20 protein-coding genes are annotated in these 19,338 nt (G+C 58.2%); 4 read left to right on the forward strand and 16 right to left on the reverse strand.

The window, feature by feature from the left end:
• The first annotated feature begins 10 nt into the window (after positions 1-10).
• Positions 11-490: a GNAT family N-acetyltransferase gene (locus ABJZ52_RS08815; RefSeq protein WP_348185529.1), complete on the forward strand. Its 480-nt coding sequence runs from the start codon at positions 11-13 to the stop codon at positions 488-490.
• Here ABJZ52_RS08815 and ABJZ52_RS08820 read toward each other — a convergent pair.
• Together ABJZ52_RS08820 and ABJZ52_RS08825 are read right to left on the reverse strand one after the other, a co-directional pair.
• A complete protein-coding gene (locus ABJZ52_RS08820; protein WP_348185532.1) occupies positions 487-969 on the reverse strand; it encodes a MaoC family dehydratase in 483 nt (160 codons plus the stop codon). The genes ABJZ52_RS08815 and ABJZ52_RS08820 overlap by 4 nt on opposite strands.
• Complete coding sequence (locus ABJZ52_RS08825) at positions 966-1,424, reverse strand: MaoC family dehydratase (RefSeq protein ID WP_348185535.1); 459 nt, start codon at positions 1,422-1,424, stop codon at positions 966-968. Before ABJZ52_RS08825 ends, ABJZ52_RS08820 begins: the two co-directional genes overlap by 4 nt.
• Positions 1,425-1,625: 201 nt before the next feature.
• On the opposite strand from ABJZ52_RS08825, the gene ABJZ52_RS08830 reads away from it, so the two are divergent.
• Complete coding sequence (locus ABJZ52_RS08830; protein WP_348185537.1) at positions 1,626-2,648, forward strand: methyltransferase; 1,023 nt, start codon at positions 1,626-1,628, stop codon at positions 2,646-2,648.
• A 57-nt stretch (positions 2,649-2,705) separates the two neighbouring features.
• Here the strand turns inward: ABJZ52_RS08830 and ABJZ52_RS08835 are convergent, their stop codons facing one another.
• Both ABJZ52_RS08835 and ABJZ52_RS08840 read right to left on the reverse strand, forming a co-directional pair.
• Entirely contained in the window at positions 2,706-3,623 is a 918-nt protein-coding gene (locus ABJZ52_RS08835) for an NAD(P)-dependent oxidoreductase (RefSeq protein WP_348185539.1), read from the reverse strand.
• A 263-nt stretch (positions 3,624-3,886) separates the two neighbouring features.
• Complete coding sequence (locus tag ABJZ52_RS08840) at positions 3,887-5,662, reverse strand: SLC13 family permease (RefSeq protein WP_348185541.1); 1,776 nt, start codon at positions 5,660-5,662, stop codon at positions 3,887-3,889.
• Positions 5,663-5,894: 232 nt separating this feature from the next.
• Here ABJZ52_RS08840 and ABJZ52_RS08845 point away from each other — a divergent pair, with 232 nt between their 5' ends.
• Positions 5,895-6,440, forward strand: a complete 546-nt coding sequence (locus ABJZ52_RS08845; RefSeq protein ID WP_348185544.1) for a PilZ domain-containing protein — start codon at positions 5,895-5,897, stop codon at positions 6,438-6,440.
• Positions 6,441-6,486: 46 nt separating this feature from the next.
• Here ABJZ52_RS08845 and ychF read toward each other — a convergent pair whose 3' ends face one another.
• From ychF to lgt, 12 genes are all read right to left on the reverse strand, one after another.
• Complete coding sequence (gene ychF, locus ABJZ52_RS08850) at positions 6,487-7,587, reverse strand: redox-regulated ATPase YchF (protein ID WP_348185547.1); 1,101 nt, start codon at positions 7,585-7,587, stop codon at positions 6,487-6,489.
• Positions 7,588-7,723: 136 nt separating this feature from the next.
• Positions 7,724-8,533 carry a mechanosensitive ion channel domain-containing protein gene (locus tag ABJZ52_RS08855; protein WP_348185549.1) on the reverse strand — a complete coding sequence of 270 codons (810 nt, stop codon included), beginning with the start codon at positions 8,531-8,533 and terminating at the stop codon, positions 7,724-7,726.
• A gap of 245 nt (positions 8,534-8,778) precedes the next feature.
• Entirely contained in the window at positions 8,779-9,807 is a 1,029-nt protein-coding gene (locus tag ABJZ52_RS08860) for a ribonuclease T (protein ID WP_348185552.1), read from the reverse strand.
• A gap of 135 nt (positions 9,808-9,942) precedes the next feature.
• Positions 9,943-11,130 carry a serine hydrolase gene (locus ABJZ52_RS08865; protein WP_348399425.1) on the reverse strand — a complete coding sequence of 396 codons (1,188 nt, stop codon included), beginning with the start codon at positions 11,128-11,130 and terminating at the stop codon, positions 9,943-9,945.
• Between the two features lie 23 nt (positions 11,131-11,153).
• Entirely contained in the window at positions 11,154-11,918 is a 765-nt protein-coding gene (gene pth, locus ABJZ52_RS08870) for an aminoacyl-tRNA hydrolase (protein ID WP_348185556.1), read from the reverse strand.
• 175 nt (positions 11,919-12,093) lie between these two features.
• Positions 12,094-12,708, reverse strand: a complete 615-nt coding sequence (locus tag ABJZ52_RS08875; RefSeq protein ID WP_348185559.1) for a 50S ribosomal protein L25/general stress protein Ctc — start codon at positions 12,706-12,708, stop codon at positions 12,094-12,096.
• A gap of 239 nt (positions 12,709-12,947) precedes the next feature.
• Positions 12,948-13,880, reverse strand: coding sequence for a ribose-phosphate pyrophosphokinase (locus ABJZ52_RS08880; protein WP_153768063.1), 933 nt, complete (start codon positions 13,878-13,880; stop codon positions 12,948-12,950).
• A 236-nt stretch (positions 13,881-14,116) separates the two neighbouring features.
• Positions 14,117-14,629 (reverse strand): hypothetical protein, encoded by a 513-nt coding sequence (locus ABJZ52_RS08885; RefSeq protein ID WP_348185562.1) that lies wholly within the window; start codon positions 14,627-14,629, stop codon positions 14,117-14,119.
• Between the two features lie 97 nt (positions 14,630-14,726).
• A complete protein-coding gene (locus tag ABJZ52_RS08890; protein WP_348185564.1) occupies positions 14,727-15,884 on the reverse strand; it encodes a Xaa-Pro peptidase family protein in 1,158 nt (385 codons plus the stop codon).
• A 2-nt stretch (positions 15,885-15,886) separates the two neighbouring features.
• Positions 15,887-16,654 carry a peptidoglycan editing factor PgeF gene (gene pgeF / locus ABJZ52_RS08895; protein WP_348185567.1) on the reverse strand — a complete coding sequence of 256 codons (768 nt, stop codon included), beginning with the start codon at positions 16,652-16,654 and terminating at the stop codon, positions 15,887-15,889.
• 3 nt (positions 16,655-16,657) lie between these two features.
• Positions 16,658-17,758, reverse strand: a complete 1,101-nt coding sequence (locus ABJZ52_RS08900) for a class I SAM-dependent methyltransferase (RefSeq protein WP_348185569.1) — start codon at positions 17,756-17,758, stop codon at positions 16,658-16,660.
• Positions 17,755-18,579 carry a prolipoprotein diacylglyceryl transferase gene (lgt, locus tag ABJZ52_RS08905; protein ID WP_348185572.1) on the reverse strand — a complete coding sequence of 275 codons (825 nt, stop codon included), beginning with the start codon at positions 18,577-18,579 and terminating at the stop codon, positions 17,755-17,757. Before lgt ends, ABJZ52_RS08900 begins: the two co-directional genes overlap by 4 nt.
• 242 nt (positions 18,580-18,821) lie before the next feature.
• On the opposite strand from lgt, the gene ABJZ52_RS08910 reads away from it, so the two are divergent.
• Positions 18,822-19,118, forward strand: a complete 297-nt coding sequence (locus tag ABJZ52_RS08910; RefSeq protein WP_348185575.1) for an accessory factor UbiK family protein — start codon at positions 18,822-18,824, stop codon at positions 19,116-19,118.
• The last annotated feature ends 220 nt before the right edge of the window (positions 19,119-19,338 follow it).

The raw sequence follows: 19,338 nt of genomic DNA on the forward strand, positions 1-19,338 counted from the left end.
GTGAACAGCTATGAGCGTGGAAATCAGACCCATTGAGGATGAAGACCATGAATCGGTCCGCGGGCTTCTGACCGATCGCTGGACCAGTCCTGACATCATGCTGGACGATCAGATGGTGGATGCATCCAGGCTGCCGGGGTTCGTGGCAACCGCGGGCGAGGAAATGGCTGGACTGGTGACTGTCATAAAGCGTCCTGAAGAATGGGAAATTCTGACGCTGGACTCCTTGAGCCGCTGGGCAGGCACCGGGACGTTGCTTCTGGACGCTGTCGTCAAGGATGCACGGGACTCAGGCATCAAGCGGCTAACTGTCCGCACGTCCAACGACAATCTCGACGCTTTCCGGTTCTATCAGCGTCGTGGTTTTCGTCTGGAGCGGATTGCGCAGGGCGTGATTGATCGGGAACGCGAGCAGAAGCCCGAAATACCGACCCGGGGCGATTACGGCATTCCGATCCATGATGAAGTGCTGTTTGCACGAGCGCTCTAGCGGCGGTCGCGACGCTGCTGGAAGACGTTGCTTTTGAAGAAGAAGACCGACTCGCCGTTCTGGTTGATGCCATGGTTTTCACCATGGATCAGACCCCATTCGGGTCGGCTTTTGCTTTCCGTCTTCCCTGACACGATCCGCCTGTAGGATATGGTGTCGCCAACGAAAACGGGTTTGATCCATTTCAGATCCTCAAGCCCGGGAGATGGTCCGGTCAGGGCGACGGGATTTCCCTGCGCCTTGGCCTCGGCTTCCAGTGCCTGCTTCTTTTGAACCAGCAAACGCATAAAAATGCCGGCTGTTTGCCATCCGGATGCGCAAAGCTTGCCGAAATGGGTCCGGGCAGCAGCTGCGTCACTCAGATGATAGGGTTGAGGGTCGTATTTCTCGGCAAAGCGAATGATTTCCTCGCGGCTGAACGTATGGCTGCCAAGCTCCATCTCATCGCCAATGGCAATGTCTTCGAAATAGCGGATCATGTGTTGTTGCTCCGCATTCCGAAAAGGGCGGGGTTTTCATAGGTCATGACCATCGCGCCCGACTGGTTCATGGTTTCCAGACGCATGGTGATCATGCCAAGGCCGGGCTTCGAGCGGAGCGGCCGAACGGCCAGGATTTCCATTCGTGCCGTCAGGACGTCACCTGCATAGACAGGTTTGCGCCACAGCAGCTTCTCGATGCCTGGAGAGCCCTGGCAGGTACTGCTGTTCAGGACACCAAGGGCGAGCAGGCGCATGGTGATCGACGCCGTGTGCCAGCCAGAGGCGGCAAGGCCGCCCAGGATGGAGGCAGCGCCGGCTTCCTCGTCCAGATGAAAGGGTTGAGGGTCGAATTCGCTCGCAAACTCGATGATCTCTTCGCGGCTGACTTCATAACTTCCGAGCTCGAAAACCTGGCCCGGTGTGAAGTCTTCAAAGGCAAGTGGTGCAGTCATGCCGGCCAACCTAATTGAGCCGCAGAACTGGCGCTAGCCCCGTCTTTCGGGTTTGAAACGACTGGCTCGATCGCCAGTGCTTCATGCCTTCATCCTGTCAATTTTGCACTGCGGCAAGGCACGGCCTATGATGGCGGGGTCTATGGTTCCGTTTTTCCAAACGGGATTTTCTGTCCAATCTTTTTCCGGGAGTTCTTTTTCATGTCAGCTGTTACGCCGCTCGAAACGGCGGAAGCCATCTCCGACATTGCCTTTGCCTTTATGGGGTCCAAAGCCCTGTTCGCGGCTCTCCATGTTGATCTTTTTTCTGCACTGTCGGAACAAACACTGACCGCTGAAGAGCTTGCGGTTCGCACCGGGCTGGAGGTCGATCGCATTACAACGCTCCTTACCGCCCTGACGGTCCTGGGGCTGGTTCGGCGAGATGGCGAGGGATTTGCCAATTCTCCTGCGGCCGAGGGTTTCCTCGTGAAGGGCCGCAAGTATGACTTTGGTGACTATCTGCGTTTTCAGATCGACAAGCAGATGTATCCGTTTCTGACCCAGCTGAATGATGCCCTGACGGGCTCGTTGAAGGAGGATCAGGTGTCCTCCTATGCGGAGTGGTTCGAAGACCCTGAGCAGGCCCGGCTTTATTCCAAGTCCCAGCACGCCGGATCTCTGGGACCAGGTCGTGCGCTTTCAAAGATCGTGGATCTTTCAAAGGCGAGGTCGTTGCTGGATGTGGGCGGTGGCACCGGCGCTTTTTCCATTTCACTGTGCAAGGCCTATCCGGAGCTTAAGTCCACCATTCTTGATTTTCCCAATGTGGCTGCTGTCGGCGAGGGGTTCATTGCAGAAGCCGGTCTGGCCGGACGCATCACATATCAGCCGGGAAACGCCCTGGAAGATCAATGGCCCGAGCAGGCGGATGTCGTGTTGATGTCTTATCTCTTTTCCGGCGTGCCTGGTGATGCGATTGGCGGTCTCGTCCGCAAGGCCAAGGAAACACTGACACCTGGTGGCCGCTTCGTTGTCCATGACTTCATGGTGGATGAAGACAGGGAAGGGCCGAAGCTGGCTGCCCTCTGGCAGCTTCAGCACACTGCGTTCAATCCGAAGGCCCGCTCGATCACATCAAGCTATGTGAAGGATCTCATGGAGGCTGCGGGTTTCGAGGGTATCGAGGTGAGCGTGATGATCCCGGGCATGACGATGCTGGTTCACGGCGTCAAACCAGCCTGAGCCGACTTGAACGAATAGCGGGTCGGCCGGACCTTTGTTCGGCCGTTCTGCGTTTCCTTATGTCGTGACGTGTTTGCGCCAGTTGTGGTTCTCGCTGAAGCCGAGCACTTCCCTGATTTTTCGGTTTGAAAACAGCGCTTCGTTCTCGCCAAGTTCGCGGCTGACAGGCACGCCGGGGAAGAAGCGTGACAGGATTTCGGTGTTGGGAATGTCGACGGAATTTGTGTCGTTGCCGGCGTTGAAGATCTGATAGCCGAGGCCGTCCCTGGCAAGGCACAGGTCGACGATTTGGCCCAGATCCCTTGCATCTATGTAGCAAAAAATGTTGCGGCGTCGTTGTTCCGGGTTTGCGAAGAAGTCCGGGAAGCGATCATACTCATGTGGCTCGATCACATTGCCGATGCGCAGGGCATAGATGTCGAAGTCCGAGCGGCGCTGGAAAGCGCGCGCCGTCTGTTCGTTGACCACCTTCGAGAGGCCGTAACTGTCCATCGGGTTGACGTCATAATCTTCCTCGACCGGCAGCACTTCCGGATCTGCAACACCGTCGGCAAAGCAGACGCCGTAGGTGGTCTCCGAAGAGGCGATGATGATCTTGCGGATGCCAAGCTTCACGGCGGCCTCAATGACATTGTAGGTGCCGACCGTATTGACCGCGAAGGTCTTGTTGTCCGGGTGGATCAAAATGCGCGGCACAGCTGCGAAATGCACGACAGCGTCGAAAGCCGGTACACCATGACCCGGTTCCAGCTCATCGAAATTGGCGTAGCTGGTCATGACGTTGAACATCTCGCCCGACTGGGTGATGTCGGCTGTGAGGTTGTCGACGCCCGGATGGTCCAGTGGAGTGAGATCGACGTTCACGACCCTGTGGCCCTTTTCGAGGAGATAGGGCACGACGTGTCGTCCGGCCTTGCCGGAGCCGCCGGTAAAGAGGATGCGTTTTGCTTTGCTCTTGTGCTCGGTCGCCATCATTTGTCTCCCCGTTCTGACCCTCGCGCATCATCACCAAATTGAACCCGGATGCCAGAGGCACTGGGAGAATGGGCGTAGAAACAGCTGTGCTGTCAGGTAGACGGTCCATCTCCCTTGCAAGGTAAGCGCGGGTGATCACTGCTGCCCGTACCGAGCGCAAAGCACAGCAGTTTTAATCGCAGATCATCTTAATGCTGACTTTGGTTGTTTTTATGCATGGGGTGCAGCATGGCTCTGAAACTCGATGGCGCGGCAAATCCCGCCTAAAGCGGCCAGAAGATCAGGATGGCAGGCACCGAGACCAGAAGGACAAGCACTTCCAGGGGCAGGCCCATGCGCCAGTAGTCGCCAAAGCGATAGCCACCGGGTCCCATGATGATCGTGTTGTTCTTGTGGCCAATGGGCGTGAGGAAGGCGCATGATCCGGCAACGGCAACACCCATGAGGAATGGGTCCGGGCTGACTTCGAGCGCCCTGGCGATCTGAAGCCCGATAGGGGCCGCAATCAGGCATGTTGCGACGTTGTTCAGGAAGTCGGAAAGGGTCATGGTGACGGCCATGAGCACCGCGAGGGCGACCCAGACTGGATACCCCTCGGTCAGGACCACGATGCTTGACGCGATCAGCTGGGCGCTTCCCGAGGCTTCAAAGGCCTGTCCGAGGGGTATCAGAGACCCGAGCAGCACAATGACTTTCCATTCCACCGCTTCATAAACCTCCGTGCCGCTGATCAGACCCGCGACGCCATAGACGATGACACAGGCAGCCAGGGCGACCGGAAGATAGACAAGACCTGATACGGCTGCGGCGATGGCGAGAGCGAATGCGCCAATGGCCAGCGCAGCCTTGTTGCGTTGGACCACATCGGTTCTTTTGCCTTCGAGCGGCAGGACGCCAAGCCAGTTGATTGCAGCTTCAAGACGTTCGCTTGATCCGAGCAGGAGAAGCACATCTCCTGGCTCGACCTTCTGGTGACGGACACGAGCATGGACACGGCGGCCCTGACGGGACAGGCCGAGAAGCGTGACGCCGTGGCGATGGAGCAGGCTGAGGTTGAAGGCGCTTTCATGGGCAATGCGGGCATTGTCGGGAACGATCGCTTCGCGCAGGGATAGACTGCCGCCGGTGATGCCTGGCTTGTGCTTTTCCGAGCCTGCAAAATCCAGCTTGGCAGCCCCCATGAAAGCTTCGATGCCTTTCGGTTCGCCTTCAACGATCAGGAAGTCGCCCGGCATGATCTTTTCGCGGCGGGCGAAACCGCGCAGCCGCCGTCCGTGGCGGATCAGACCCAGAATGTTGATGTCCTTCTCGTCCGCCATCGGATAGAGGTCGTTGACGGTCACTTCGCTGTCCTTCGCCATCTCGCCGACCCTCAACTCGGCAATGTAAAGGCTTGAGGCCGGGTCATCGTCTTCCGGCATCTGCGCGATACGTGAGGGCAAAAGCCGCCAGCCGATGAGCGTGACGAAGAGAACGCCGGTGACAGCGACCGTCAGACCAACCGGTGCAAAGGAAAACATGGAGAAGGGGTCGCCAAGCGCGTCCTGACGGTACTGGGCAACGACGATGTTCGGCGGGGTGCCGATCAATGTGATCATGCCGCCCAGGATGGTGGCAAAGGAAAGGGGCATGAGGGAGAGGCCGACTGCCCTGCCGGCCTTCCGGGCGGCTTCAATATCAAGCGGCATCAAGAGCGCGAGGGCGGCAACATTGTTGATGATTGCCGAAAGGCCCGCGCCAATCACCGACATGACGCCGATGTGCCGGGACAGGCCTGCCGAGCTCGACAGGAGGTACCCGGCAACGAGTTCGACGGCGCCGGAATTCATCAATCCGCGCGAGACAATCAAAACCAGTGCGATGATGACGACTGCGGGGTGGCCGAAACCGGAAAAAACACTGTCGGTGGGGACCAGGCCGAGCACCGTCGCGATGACAAGGGCGGAAAAGGCGAGCAGGTCGTACCGGATGCGGCCCCAGATCAGGAGCGTGAAGAGCAACCCGAAAAGAGTGAAAAGCGCAATTTGATCGAATGTCACCTGCGAAGTCTCCAACCGGCCGAAACGTGATTCCTCAATGAAAGTGACAATAAGCGTGTTTGGACAATGGCGCTGCTATTGTTTTGCGTCTTTTTCTTTGCAACGCGCGAGCTGCTCCTCGTGCTTCGAGGGCTCTGGTCGAGCTTCGGAAAGGTTATGCGAAACTAAGTATTTTTTCACAAAAGCCAGATAATATTTACATGGATTATTTTTGCTATTTGACGAGGTTTCGATGTTTACCGAGCAATTGACTGCGCGTCGAACAAGTGACGAAGAACTGGGAAATGCAATTCCTGTTCTCGCATTGGATCTGGACAGCCTCAAATGCGTGGAAACGAAAGCTGTCAACTTCAGCGACTGGGGTTGCAAGCTCGTCGGGGATGGGCTTGGAGCCCTGAACAAGAATATTGCACTGAAACTGGAAGAAGAAGATGAGTTTCAACGGGGCAAGGTGACTGGCCACAAGGCGGACTATGTGACGGTCCTTTTCCAACGGGAGATGTCACCCTCCATGGAGAAGCGGGGCGAGCCGCGCTATCCCGTGACCGTAGCCGCCCGGATCAGAGATCTGGCACGCACGATCGAAATCTCCTGCATGATCACCGATGCAAGTCGCTCAGGCTGCCGTGTTGAAGGATCAGGCTTAGGCCGCCTTCCAGATGACCTTCTTGTCTATATCGAAGGTTTCGAACGTCCGGTGCGCGGGCAAGTCGCCTGGAAAGAAGACCTGACGGCGGGTCTGCGCCTCAATTGGCAAGGTGCCAGCGCTCTCAAATAGCTTTGGCGCGCCGCGGGCCTCATCAGAAGCCCGCAGCATCCACGTTCTACGTGTTGAACTTGAAGAGCAGGATGTCGCCGTCCTTGACGATGTATTCCTTACCTTCGTCACGGGCCTTGCCGGCTTCCTTGGCCGCCGTTTCACCGCCGAGAGAGACGTAATCGTCATAGGCGATGGTCTGCGCGCGGATGAAACCACGTTCAAAGTCTGTATGGATTACGCCAGCAGCGCCGGGAGCTTTGGTTCCCTCGGTGATCGTCCAGGCACGTGTTTCCTTTGGACCCGCGGTGAAATAGGTGATCAGGCCGAGCAACTCGTAGCCGGTGCGGATCAGGCGGTCGAGACCAGGCTCTTCCAAACCGATGGTCTCCAGGAACTCTTCCTGTTCTTCCTTGTCCAGCTGAGAGATTTCAGCTTCGATGGCCGCCGAGATCACGACGGACGCAGCGCCTTCGGCCTTGGCTTTTTCCTCAACCTTGGCGGAGAGGGAGTTGCCGGTGCCAGCTGATGCTTCCTCGACGTTGCAGACGTAGAGAACAGGCTTGGATGTCAAAAGGTTGAGACCCTCCAGGATCTTCTTTTCTTCCGGATCATCCAGCTGCAGCGTGCGAACAGGCTTGCCTTCCTGAAGCAGAGCGAGAGCCGCTTCCATGATCGGCACAGTCGCCTTGGCTTCCTTGTCGCCGGTGGTCGCCTTTTTCTTCAGCGGAGCAACCCGGCGCTCAAGGCTTTCCATGTCTGCGACCATCAGCTCTGTCTCGACGGTGTCGGCATCGGCGATCGGATCAATGGTACCCTCGACATGGGTGATGTCGTCGTCTTCAAAGCAGCGCAGAACGTGTGCGATGGCGTCGACTTCGCGGATGTTGGCCAGGAACTGGTTGCCCAGGCCTTCTCCCTTGGACGCGCCGCGGACAAGACCGGCGATGTCGACGAAGGTGATGCGGGTCGGGATCACTTCCTTGGAGCCGGCGACTTCGCGGATCGCATCGAGCCGCGGATCGGGAACGGCCACTTCACCGGTGTTCGGTTCGATCGTGCAGAAAGGATAGTTTGCCGCCTGTGCAGCTGCGGTCTTTGTGAGCGCGTTGAAGAGTGTGGACTTGCCGACATTGGGCAGTCCGACAATGCCGCACTGGAAACCCATGAGAGATCGCTTTCGGTTGTGGTGCTTGTAACGTTGCCGCTATGTGCCGGATGGGCGTGGCAAGGTCAAGAGATGCTGAGGCCGAAAGCAGGAAGACTGCCTTGAGGCAGTCTTCCAAACTTGAGCAAAAGGCGCGTCAGTTCGCCTTTTTCTGAATTTCCACCTGATGCGGGTATGGGATCGAAACCCCGCCGTCGTCAAAGGCTTCCTTGACCTTCTTGGTCATGTCGAACTTCACGTCCCAGTAGTCGGCAGCCGTGCACCACAGGCGTACGCCAAGATCCACGGAGCTGTCGCCGAGATTGGTCACCTTGACCCACGGGGCAGGGTCGGCATGAACGCGCTCGTCGGCCTCGGCCAGTTTCAAGATGATGCCCATCGCCTTGTCGATGTCATCGGAATAGTCGATGCCGAAGGTGAAATCGACGCGGCGTGTCGGGTGGGTCGAGTAGTTCGAGATGATCGCACCCCAGGCCTTGCCGTTGGGAAGGATGATCTGGACGTTGTCCGGGGTCGACAGCTCGGTCACGAAGAGGTTGATATCCTTGACCGTTCCCGAGGTGCCGTCAATGTCTACATATTGACCCAGCTTGTAGGGACGGAACAGGATCAGCATGACGCCGGCGGCCAGATTGCTCAGTGTTCCCTGGAGGGCGAGGCCGATGGCCAGGGATGCCGCGCCGAGGATTGCGACGAGGCTTGTTGCCTGAATGCCGAAGAGCTGAAGCACTGCGATGAGGGTGATCAGCAGGATCAGCCACTTCACGATCGAGGCAGCGAACGAGCCGAGCGTGTCGTCGATACGCGGGCTTGCGTTGACCCGCTTGCGGATCATCGAACTGATGAAGCCGGAGAGAATCCAGCCGATAATCAGGACGACAAGCGCCTTGGCGACGTTGATGAGGAGAGGGGTATAGACCCCGATCTGATCGATTGTACTGTCCATGAGACTTCCTTCGTGCACTCAACGAGCCAATATTGATCCGTCGAAATCTAATTGTGCTGACGTCATTTCTTGAGCTGACGCAGAGAATAGTTCTGGCGCTGGATATCGCAAGCAATAGAACCGTGCAAGCGGAAGAAGTTTATCAGATCTTTTTCATCCCCTGCGGAATCTTGGTCTGCAATTGAACTGTTCCGACGGCAGAAAGTCGCACTGTCGCCGGCGGATCATTCTCTGGTCGTATAAGTCTACTGATCACCGGCCGGATCTATGATGCCCCGGCTGCAGCCCATGCTGGTTGGTGCGGCGGCAAGCATCAACTCTCCCAGATCTGCGCTTGGGGAAATTTCGCCTTTGAGGCTGATCCAGAGCTCGTTTATCAGAACCCGGCCCCGGTCCGATGTGCATTTGATCAAGATACGCTCTCCCGTTCCAGCACCGAAGGCCTGATCAAAGGCTGCTCGGATGTCGCTGCTTTCCATCTGTTCGCCGACATTTGCCGCGAGCAAGTCCGCAACGCCAGAGGCATTGACGAGATCGGTCAGATGCAACGTATCGTCATAGTATTCGTCTGCTCCGTCCGCGCCGAAGAAGCAGGTACCGTGTTTGATCCACTCGTGATGGTGCAGATGGCTGGCAAAGCCCGGCATGGCGACCGCGAGATCTTCGGCAGTGTCGGCATCGATCTCTGGCGCTGGCAGCAGGTGCCAGGTGTCGGGGTTGTCGAGACGCTTCACGCTGGCGGGCACGCCGCAATAGTCGTTGCCCTTTGGCTGCGGCCATAGGCCATGGATCGAAAGCTGACGCGAGGTGTGCGGCAAAAGACCGTTGTTCAGGTCCACGCACTCGGATTTGCCCGGGCGGATTTCGCAAAAGGCGGGCTGCCAGCTGAGCGTCAGCAGGTTGTCGAGGGATTCCTCGCCTGCCGGCGGCGTGAAAGGTCCGGTCGGGTCGGTCGGCTCAACGGTGATTGTGCCCGCGCGGATCACGTGGACACCGCAGGTGGTGCTGACCCAACGAGCTTCGGTTACGGGAGCGTCGTCAATTCGGACATGAAAGTAGTCGCCACCGGCCTTGTTGATGCCGATCATTTCATAGGCCATGGATGGCGTGGTCTTCAGGTTTCCAGGATTGGTCTGCTTGTTCTTGGATTGATAGGCCTCGCAAGCCTTCTGCGCGATGAAGTAGCCCTCGAGCTTCTCAAAGGCATTGGCTCCCGTTGGCAAAGCCGCAAACAGAGACGCCAGCACAGCGGTAAAGGTGGACGTTGAGCGCATTTGAAATCCTCCCCGATCTTGTCAAAACACGGAAGGAAAGGATGAAGCAAGCCCGTGTCGAACTTGTGACGCGCGTTCGCGCCTGCTGCGCCTTTTGGTTGAGCAGTGCGCTTGCTTCGTCGTTGAAGAGCTTCGTCACTCGGCAAGTTCCGGCAGGCGAGCGAGCAGGGTACCCAAGGCAGCATGAATGGCTGTTTCATCCAGCGGCTCACTCTGGTTCCAGCTGGCCGAGAAACACCATCTGGTCCCGTCTGCTTGATCCAGAACATAGGTGTGATTGAGAACGCCGATCTCGCTTCCGCCCTTGAACGCGACGCTGTGCCAGTCGTCTTCCAAGGCAACACCGGGATTTGCGGTCACGGCGGGAAGGTGGGCGATGCGATCGAGGGCTGCGCACAAATCTTCCGGGCTGGCATACCATTCGACACCCGGCTGATAGGGGCGCGAGACGGCATCAACAGAAGGAAGCTCCGCCTTGCTGAGCCTTTCCAGCAGCTCACGGCGTGTCTCTTCGCTTGCGCTTGAGAACTCGGCGGCGAGGATCGGATCGGCTTTCAACTGGAAGAACTGGCGTGTGGACAGGCGCGCCTTGTTGCCGCCTGTCCGGTGCGATGGCAAATCAGTCAGATGATCCATGACAAGATCTGTTGCGGTGTTGTCCGATTGTGAAATCATCAAAAGCGCCGCGGTTTCGACGGTGAGCCTGTGTCCGTCCGGCCAGTTCTGAAGCGTTCCGCTTGGTAGAGACTTGTGGTGGCGGCGCAGGGTCAGGATGGTGTCCCAGTTCGTCAGCCCGGCATTTATGGCGTCTTCCAGTTGCTTAAGGACAAAGATCTTGAACCCCGAACCGATCGCCAAGTCGGCCTGTGGCGACGCTTGTGAGATCACTTTGCCGTTTCGCAGCAACAAATGGCCGTGGTCATGACCGAAGTCCGGCAGCCTGGACAGCAACTCCCTCGGCGAGGCACGTACCTGGATCTGCTTGATTAGAAGACTCGTGACGGTGCCATCGCTGCCTCGACCCATTGCGATCAAGACGTCGTGGGTAGCCGTTAGCAGCTTGAATTCACCAACATTTTTACCTCGGGCCACGGATGCAGCTTCGCCATAGTCTGCCTTGAGCTGCCGTGAAAGCTCTTGAAGCTGTTCAAGCGGAACGGCCCTGAGAAACGACGGCGACAGGTCGTTGGCTGTGACGGACTGTTCGTTCCAGAGGTTGCGAAGGAACGCGGCATCGGACATTGACTGATTGGCTCCAACGGAAAGGGTCGACAGGGTGTAAAGCACGATGGTGACGGGCAGAACGAGACAGCGTTTCATCATCTTCTGCTCAGCCCTTTCAAAGGTCAGCCCTTGTCACCGCCACCAAGAAGCTTTTTCAGCATGTCGGCCATTGGGCCGGATGTCGGAATGTCGGGTGTCTTTGCCTTGCGGGCCTGACGAATGTGGCTCTGCGCCTTCGGCTTTGCGTCGCTCTTCGGTGTACCGGTCTTGCGGGCCGGCGCTTTTTTGCCGGCATCATCGGCGCGGCGCGCCTTTTCCGGCTCCAGCGCAAGCGTCAATTTGTTCGCGAACTGACTGTCCTTGCCTTCCGCAAGCAACGGGCAGTGATCGGCGATCTCGCGCAGAAGGGGCTCAAGCCAGTCATTGTCGGCTTTCGAGAAGTCGCCGAGCACATAGTTCGAGACGAGTTTCTTGTCGCCGGGATGGCCGATCCCGAGCCTTAGGCGACGATAGTCCTGGCCGATATGGGCGGAAATGGATCGCAGGCCATTGTGGCCACCATGGCCGCCGCCCGTCTTCATGCGGAATTTTGCCGGAGGCAGATCCAGTTCGTCGTAGATCACCACAATGTCCTGCGGCTCAATCTTGAAAAAACGGATGGCTTCTCCGACCGCACGGCCAGATTCGTTCATATAGGTCGATGGCTTGAGCAGCAGGACCTTTTCCGAGCCAAGGCGTCCCTCGGAGACCTGGCCCTGAAAGCGGGAGCGCCATGGGCTGAATGACGAGTTCTGGCGGTGGATCTCGTCCAGAGCCATGAAGCCGATGTTGTGCCGGTTGTGATTGTATTTCGCGCCCGGGTTACCGAGGCCCACGATCAGCCGCATGGGAGTGTCCTAGCGTTGAATTTGGAGGCCAGTTGTTGCCGAGGCGGCGCCTGCCGTCAAGGGCCTGGCGCGGGGCATTGCGTCTGCGGAAAACATGCCTGGGGTCAACAGTTGAACGCCTGTTGCGGCGTGATGATCGAGGGGCGAATGGGGATCGCCCCTCGAGACCGGAAGATTACTCTTCGGTTGCTTCTTCTTCGGACGCTTCTTCTTCGTCCTGAGCACCGCCCGGTGCTGCGATCGTGGCAACCGTGAAGTCACGGTCGGTGATCGTCGGCTGTGCGCCCTTCGGCAGGGTGGTTGCCGAAATATGCAAGGCGTCGCCGAGATCCGCTTTGGCCAGATCGAAGACCAGGGATTCCGGGATGGCGTTGGCAGGAACGATCATTTCCACAGTGTGGCGAACAACGTTCAGCATGCCGCCGCGCTTGAGGCCCGGGCAGGTTTCTTCGTTGATGAAGACAACCGGGATATCAACGGTCAGCGAGGTGTTTGCGGATACGCGCAGGAAATCGACGTGCATCAGTTCGTCGCGAACCGGATGCAGCTGATAGTCCTTGGCAATAACCTGATGCTTCTTGCCGTCAACTTCAACGGTACCGATGTGTGTCAGGAAGCCGCCCTTGTGCAGGGTCAGTGTGGTTTCCTTCATCGGAATGGTGATCGGCAGTGCAGGTTGTTTGTCACCGTAGATTACGGCAGGTAGAAGGCCTTCGCGACGCAGTGACCGTGCAGCCCCCTTGCCCACCCGGTCCCGTGCCGACGCCTTCAGCTCATAGCTGGCAGCCATGGCAAAACTCCTTCGGATGTATAGAAAAGGGCCGGCGTATCGTCTGCGAGATGCTTCAAATCCGGAATCGGCCCAAATGCGCCTCCTCCAGGGGTGCAGGCGCGCCGTTGCTATAGTCGAAACCCGGGCAAGGTGCAAGCGAGTGCGCGGTCTCTGGCGATATTCATTTGCCGGAGAACCGGTAAAAGCCAAAAAAGCCGACTTGTGGGCCGGCTTTTCGCGTCAACTTATCAGCCTGATCAGACAAACAGGCTTGAAACAGACTTTTCGAGCGCGGTGCGATTGATCGCTTCGCCAAGAAGCGGCGCAATCGAGATAGCGCGTATGTTCGATGCTGCGGTGATTGCCGCAGTTGGTTCAATGGAGTTGGTGATCACCAGTTCCTTGAGCCGGGAAGACGAGACACGTGCAACAGCCCCGCCCGACAGAACACCGTGCGTGATGTAGGCGGTAACGGACTTGGCGCCCTGCGCGAGCAGCGCGTCGGCTGCGTTGCAAAGCGTGCCGCCGCTGTCAACGATGTCATCCACCAAGATACAGTCGAAGCCATCGACATCACCGATGATGTTCATGACTTCGGATTCTCCAGGCTTGTCACGGCGCTTGTCGACGATGGAAAGAGGCGCTTCGATGCGCTTGGCGAGCGCACGGGCGCGAACCACGCCGCCCACATCAGGCGAGACCACCATGACGTTGTCGGTCGCATAGCGCTCCTTGATGTCGCGGGTCATTACCGGCGCGGCAAAAAGGTTGTCAGTGGGAATGTCGAAGAAGCCCTGGATCTGACCGGCATGGAGATCGAGGGTCAAAATTCGGTCGGCGCCAGCTTCGGTGATCAGATTGGCAACGAGCTTGGCGGAGATGGGTGTTCGACCTGATGCCCGGCGGTCCTGGCGGGCGTAGCCGAAGTAAGGCAGCACCGCTGTGATGCGGCGGGCTGAGGATCTGCGCAACGCATCAATGATGATGAGCAGTTCCATCAGGTGGTCGTTGGCCGGGTAGCTGGTCGGCTGAACGATGAAGACGTCTTCACCGCGCACGTTTTCCTGGATCTCGACGAAGATTTCCTGATCTGCAAACCGGCGAACCAGGCATTTTGCCAAGGGGACGTCCAGATATTTCGAGATCTCTTCAGCCAGGGCGCGATTGGAATTGCCCGCGACGATTTTCATTGGCCGCCAGTCCTTCTGGTGCGACATCGGAGCCGTTCTTGCAGTCCTGCAGCTGCGCGAGCGTTCCGGAATAGGGTCCTGTATCGAATGGTGCCGACGATCTGCTCGCCCGGCAGCCCTTAGCAGGCGGCGGCGTTGTAACAATCGCTCGGGCATCCGACAACCGGACGTATATGCAGTTTTCGCCCTTTTTTGAATTTAATTAACGGCCCAGCGGTATTTCGCTGGCGAAGAGGTCACTGACGGTTGAGCCAGGCCACCATTTCTACCACTGAGCGGTTGGCAATTCGCTCAAGCGTGTCCGAATTGACCGCTTCCCAGGGGTCTCCGCTGGTGCCGGAAATAGTTTCAGTGCCTGAGATTCTTTTCAGTCTGCGCCCGCCATTGTCGACGATGTCAAAGACGTAAAAGACCGTGGCTGTCGAGGTCTGGCCTGTCGCGGACAGATATCCGTTCACCCGATAGGTGGCTGGCGCGCCGACACGGCGTACGAGAATGAGACCCTGCCGGCTTGCCTCGGTGCCGATGGACTTCGACAGGTCATCAGCGATGTTGCCCGGTGCGCCGGTGAAAGGTTCAAAGGCGAAGGTGGTCTTGCCTGCCTCGGTTTTGGGCGTAATTCCGGGCGCCTGTGCGATCGGTGCGGGTATCCCGACAGATCCGCTGGGTTCAGGAGTGGCCTGACAGGCTGCGAGGCCAAGTGCAACGACAGCGGCGAGGGACCATCGGCAGAAATTTACTATCGGCATATGCATCGGCTCATGATTGGCATGCTTCGGGCTGGTTGAACGGACAATTCATTTTGACGATCAGAATCGACTGTTCAGACAACTGTTTGGACAAGGTTTAGCCCGACTTGACCGGCAGGTCGAGTGGCAGGCTGGAAAGGCTTTCCGGTTCGCCCTCTGTGGTCAGGTAGGTGCGCCCGAGCGTCATTGCCGTTTCTGTCACCGAATCCATCAGGATCATGTGCTGGAAGATGACCATGTTAGGCTCGATGACCGCAGGATTGTCCTTGAACGCCATTGGCGGATCCATCCAGCTCGGGGTGAATCTTGCGCCAAGGGAGTAGCCGCAGGCGTTGAGTCGGTGGGCCATCATGTCGTGGCGGTCCATGGCAGAAGAATGGGCGTCAAAGAGATCGCCGAAGGTGTTGCCGGGCCGCAGCTTTTCCTCCACTGCCGTCAGTGCATCGCGGGTGGCGGCATACATCTCTTCGTGGCGGCTGGTCGGCCTGCCGACGATGACCGTGCGCATGAGGGCCGCGTGGTAGTGGCGATAGCTGCCTGCCCACTCGAGCGTGATCTGATCGTCGGTGTCCAGTGTCCTGCGCCCGGACTTGTAGCGGCACAAAAGGGCATCGCGGCCAGAGCCGATGACGAACTCGTTGCCGGGATAGTCGCCGCCGCCTTCGAAAATGGCACCCTGCATGGCCGCAAGAATTCGGCCTTCGTCTGCACCTGGTCGAATTTCTTCCATGGCGGCGCCAAAAGCGCGGTCAGCTAAATCCGCGGCCTGGCGCGCATAGGCAATCTCCTCGGGGCTCTTTACCGCTCGCAACATTGGTATGAGAGGCGAGCTGTCCTTTAGATCGGCGAAGCTCGTGAGCTGTTCGTTCAGTTCGAGGCCGATGGCGCCGGTCATCCCCTGGGTGTCATATTCAACACCGATCCTGGCACCCAGCAGATCCATCTCAAACAGAAGTTCCTTCAGCTGGCTGACCGGGTTGGCCTCGCCCCTGTCCATCCAGATGCGAATGTCGGACAGGTTCGACGTATGGCGGGCCTGACGTTGGTCTGCAGACCGGGTCAGAAGAAGCTTCCTGCCATCTGCGGTCACGACCAGGCACTGAAAGAAGCAAAAGCCGAAGGTGTCGTAACCGGTCAGCCAATACATGCTCTCTTGCGCAAACAGCAGCATGGCGTCGAGCTTTTCCTCTGCCATGCGTGCCGTCAGTCTGTTCATGCGCGCGGCATATTCGTCCGATGTGAAATGCAGAGCCAATGTCAGTCTCCCGTCAGCACGATTGCAGAGATCAGTCGGCCGTAATCCGGCTCGCCGCGATGGGTGGTGCGCCGGTAGGAATAGAAGCTGTCCTCGTCCGCGTAGGTGCACAGGCCGAGGTCTTGAACAGTGCCAACACCGGCATCGCTCAGCCGGTCAACAATGAAGCCCGGAAGGTCGAACATATGATGGTCTGGCTTTTCGGAGGGGATGAAATAGCGCGCACTGGTTGCCTTTTCGGCGATAAACCTGTCGCGGAATTCCGGCCCGACCTCATAGGCGTTCTGGGAAATCGTCGGCCCGAGCACGGCAATCACGTTCGAACGCTTGGAGCCGAGTTGCTCCATGGCCGTGAGGGTGTTCTCAAGGATGCCGCCGACCGCGCCTTTCCAACCTGAATGGGCTGCGCCGATAACACCTGCCTGCGTATCGGCAAAGAGTACGGGCCCGCAATCTGCCGTGGCGATGCCGATGGCAAGGCCGTGCTGGTTCGTAACCAGTGCATCGGCTTTTCGATCGACATCCGCCGCCCAAGGGCCATGAACCGTTATGACATTCGGGGAGTGTATTTGATGTGGTGTCACAAGCCGGTCGGCCTCGACATCAAGCCTCGAAGCGACTCGATTGCGATTTTCGAGTACCTTTTCGCGATCGTCGTCCGACCCAAGGCCGATGTTTAGGCTGTCGTATATGCCCGAAGATACACCGCCGTTTCGGGTAAAGAATCCGTGCCGGAAGCCGGCGCTGCTCAGATCGTCAGACTGGATCACTGCTTATCTCCCTGAAGGCTCATCAAACGGTGACAGTTGTGCCGGTGTGTTGCTGAGGGCCAGAACCTTGAAAAGTTGACCCATCTGGTTTGGAGCTGCAAGGCGTTCGACTGCATCGCGAATGCCCTCCTGCTGAAGATGGGATTTTCCCGCCCCAAGCGCGCCCGCACGTTCGAGAAGGCCAAGACGGAGCAGGAACTCGCCTTGCTCCAGTGGGGGAAAAGCGACAGCGCCGGCTCTGGTGGCTGCAGCTGCGAGCGCGCCAAAGTTTACATGGGCCGTAAGGTCCGCTTCGCCCGGGCGCGCGAACACGTCGTCATAGCTATGCTTGTACAGGGCCTGAAGCGTGTCACCCGGGGCAGCCTCTAGATAGCCGTAGTCAACAAACAGGGCGCAGCCACCATGTTTCGCGATGCGTGCTCCGACCTCCTCAGCCACCGCATTTGCGGCGGGCTGTGTCTCAAGAATTGAGCCGTCCGGCGCGGTGTCCGCAGATTTAGGCAAGTCACGGTCAGTGAGGCGGGCCGTGCCAATGCCAAAACACAGGTCGCCGGCATCATCCAATCCTACCAACCGTTCCATCCAGCCGCTGGCAGTCTTGATGAACTGATGGATCGGAAGGGCGTCGAAAAACTCATTTGCAACGAGAATCAACGGTCCGCTTTCCACTTGATCCAGACGTTCTGCAAAACGCGGTTGCAGGCCACTTGTTTCAAGCTTCTTCGCTTGTTGCTTGCGGAGTTTGGGGCTTATCTCGACGAGGGTCAGTTCTGCCGCCTCAAGAAACGCCGGCCGCAGGGCTGCGGTTCGCAAAAGGTCTGACATCAAGGTACCCCGGCCCGGGCCAAGCTCCACCAGCTGGAACGATTTGGGTGACCCCATGCGTTCCCACACTTGAAGACAGAAGGCGCCGATCAGCTCGCCAAACATCTGGCTCACTTCGGGGGCGGTGGTGAAATCGCCCCCGCGTCCGAAAACCTGTCTGGTGGTGTAGTAGCCTGCTTGCGGGTCGCCGAGGCAGGTCGCCATGTAATCGGCGATTGTTATCGGCCCCTGTGCGGCGATGCGCTGCTTGATCCGGGTTTTCAGGTCACTTGTCGTCATGCCGACACGGACGTCTTTCGCAAAGACCAGATCATGACTGCGGTACCGACCAGGATCATCGGCAGAGACAGTATCATGCCCATCGTGACAAAGCTGGAGAGGTAACCGATGTGGGCGTCGGGCACACGATAGAGTTCCGCGATGCAGCGGGCGATGCCGTAGCCAAACGCAAAGGCACCGGCAACAAACCCCGGACGCTGAAGCATCTGGAAGCGGTGGGTAAGAACGCGGATCACGATGAATAGAATGATGCCCTCAAGGGCGGCTTCATAAAGCTGGCTCGGGTGTCTCGGTTCAGGGCCCGCGCCGGGGAAGACGAAGGCCCAGGGCACATCGGCAGGCCGGCCCCAGAGTTCGGCATTGATGAAATTGGCGATCCGTCCAAAGAAAAGCCCTATGGGGGCCGCAGTTCCTGCGAGGTCGAACAAGCGCCAGATCGAGAGATTTTTGCGCCAGGCGAAGAGGATCATGGCGATCACTGTGCCTGCGAAACCGCCGTGGAACGACATGCCGCCGGTCCAGACAGCCAGGGCTTCGGCCGGATTGGCGAGGTAATAAGCGGGGTTATAGAACAGCACATATCCGAGGCGACCGCCCAGAATGATGCCGAATGTTCCCCAGACAACGAAGTCATCCAGATCCAGCGGTGTGGGACGCGGGCTGTTGCCCCAAAGCCTGTCGTTCAGAGCGAGCTGTCGCATGTAGCGCCAGGCCAGAAGGATGCCGACAATGTAGGCCAGCGCGTACCAGCGCAGCGCGAGAGGCCCGATCTGGAACAGGACCGGGTCGATGGCCGGGAAGGGCAGGACAAGAAGTGGCATCGGCCAAATGTCTCCGGGCGGCTGCGTTTTCGGCAGCTTTGAGTGCAGGGTTCCAGCGCCGTAAAACTCGATCCGGCGGGTCGGCGCCACGCTGTCCCATTCGCACGGTCCGCGTCAAGTCGCTCCGGGCGCGCAGTGCCGGTCTCTGTCTGCCTTGCAAGTTTGACGAAGAAGTGTCCTTGAAGTTCAGGGCAATCCCTCATAGGTGTGTGAGAGGATCTTTGGTACTTCAGGAGTTCGCCATGACCCAGGGCCCCAATCGCATGTTTGACGATTTCGCCAAGTTGATGACCGATGCTGCAGGTGTCGCCCAGGGCGCGCGCCGCGAGGTCGAAACAGCCTTTCGGGCGCAGGCGGAGCGGTTCTTGTCCGATATGGACCTCGTTTCCCGCGATGAGCACGAGGCCGTCAAGGAAATTGCCGTTCGTGCGCTCGACAAGGTCGAGGAGCTTGAAGCGCGCCTTGAGGCTCTTGAGAAAAAGCCTGCTTCGAGAGCCAAAACCGCCACGAAGTCGGCGCCTAAGGCAAGTGACACCTAACTAAATTTTGCAGAGCACAAAGACATGAGCCCGCAATTTTCTGCGGGCTTTTTGCGTTTTGAAGCTTCACCGTCCACAAGTTTCGGTGACGTCACGACAGTCTGACCGTATCTCTTAAGTCCTTCTTGATTCTATACTGAATCATAATATGGATTCGTCGGAACGGTATGTAGCCCGCCCAACGTGGCAGTCGTTTCGAAAAAGCTTGGGACAAGCCCGG

It is taken from the genome of Roseibium sp. (genome assembly GCF_039982295.1).
Taxonomy (GTDB): domain Bacteria; phylum Pseudomonadota; class Alphaproteobacteria; order Rhizobiales; family Stappiaceae; genus Roseibium.

Bases quoted from the DNA above. Each gene is read 5' to 3' on its own strand.
- lgt (WP_348185572.1), bottom strand. From the start codon at position 18,579: ATGCCACTTCTTGTCCTGCCCTTCCCGGCCATCGACCCGGTCCTGTTC.
- ABJZ52_RS08875 (WP_348185559.1), bottom strand. From the start codon at position 12,708: ATGGCTGCCAGCTATGAGCTGAAGGCGTCGGCACGGGACCGGGTGGGC.
- ABJZ52_RS08860 (WP_348185552.1), bottom strand. From the start codon at position 9,807: ATGCGCTCAACGTCCACCTTTACCGCTGTGCTGGCGTCTCTGTTTGCG.
- ABJZ52_RS08845 (WP_348185544.1), top strand. From the start codon at position 5,895: ATGTTTACCGAGCAATTGACTGCGCGTCGAACAAGTGACGAAGAACTG.
- ABJZ52_RS08880 (WP_153768063.1), bottom strand. From the start codon at position 13,880: ATGAAAATCGTCGCGGGCAATTCCAATCGCGCCCTGGCTGAAGAGATC.
- ABJZ52_RS08855 (WP_348185549.1), bottom strand. From the start codon at position 8,533: ATGGACAGTACAATCGATCAGATCGGGGTCTATACCCCTCTCCTCATC.
- ABJZ52_RS08815 (WP_348185529.1), top strand. From the start codon at position 11: ATGAGCGTGGAAATCAGACCCATTGAGGATGAAGACCATGAATCGGTC.
- pth (WP_348185556.1), bottom strand. From the start codon at position 11,918: ATGCGGCTGATCGTGGGCCTCGGTAACCCGGGCGCGAAATACAATCAC.
- ABJZ52_RS08885 (WP_348185562.1), bottom strand. From the start codon at position 14,629: ATGCCGATAGTAAATTTCTGCCGATGGTCCCTCGCCGCTGTCGTTGCA.
- ABJZ52_RS08830 (WP_348185537.1), top strand. From the start codon at position 1,626: ATGTCAGCTGTTACGCCGCTCGAAACGGCGGAAGCCATCTCCGACATT.
- ABJZ52_RS08825 (WP_348185535.1), bottom strand. From the start codon at position 1,424: ATGACTGCACCACTTGCCTTTGAAGACTTCACACCGGGCCAGGTTTTC.
- ABJZ52_RS08835 (WP_348185539.1), bottom strand. From the start codon at position 3,623: ATGATGGCGACCGAGCACAAGAGCAAAGCAAAACGCATCCTCTTTACC.
- ABJZ52_RS08865 (WP_348399425.1), bottom strand. From the start codon at position 11,130: ATGATGAAACGCTGTCTCGTTCTGCCCGTCACCATCGTGCTTTACACC.
- ABJZ52_RS08900 (WP_348185569.1), bottom strand. From the start codon at position 17,758: ATGACGACAAGTGACCTGAAAACCCGGATCAAGCAGCGCATCGCCGCA.
- ABJZ52_RS08910 (WP_348185575.1), top strand. From the start codon at position 18,822: ATGACCCAGGGCCCCAATCGCATGTTTGACGATTTCGCCAAGTTGATG.
- ychF (WP_348185547.1), bottom strand. From the start codon at position 7,587: ATGGGTTTCCAGTGCGGCATTGTCGGACTGCCCAATGTCGGCAAGTCC.
- ABJZ52_RS08820 (WP_348185532.1), bottom strand. From the start codon at position 969: ATGATCCGCTATTTCGAAGACATTGCCATTGGCGATGAGATGGAGCTT.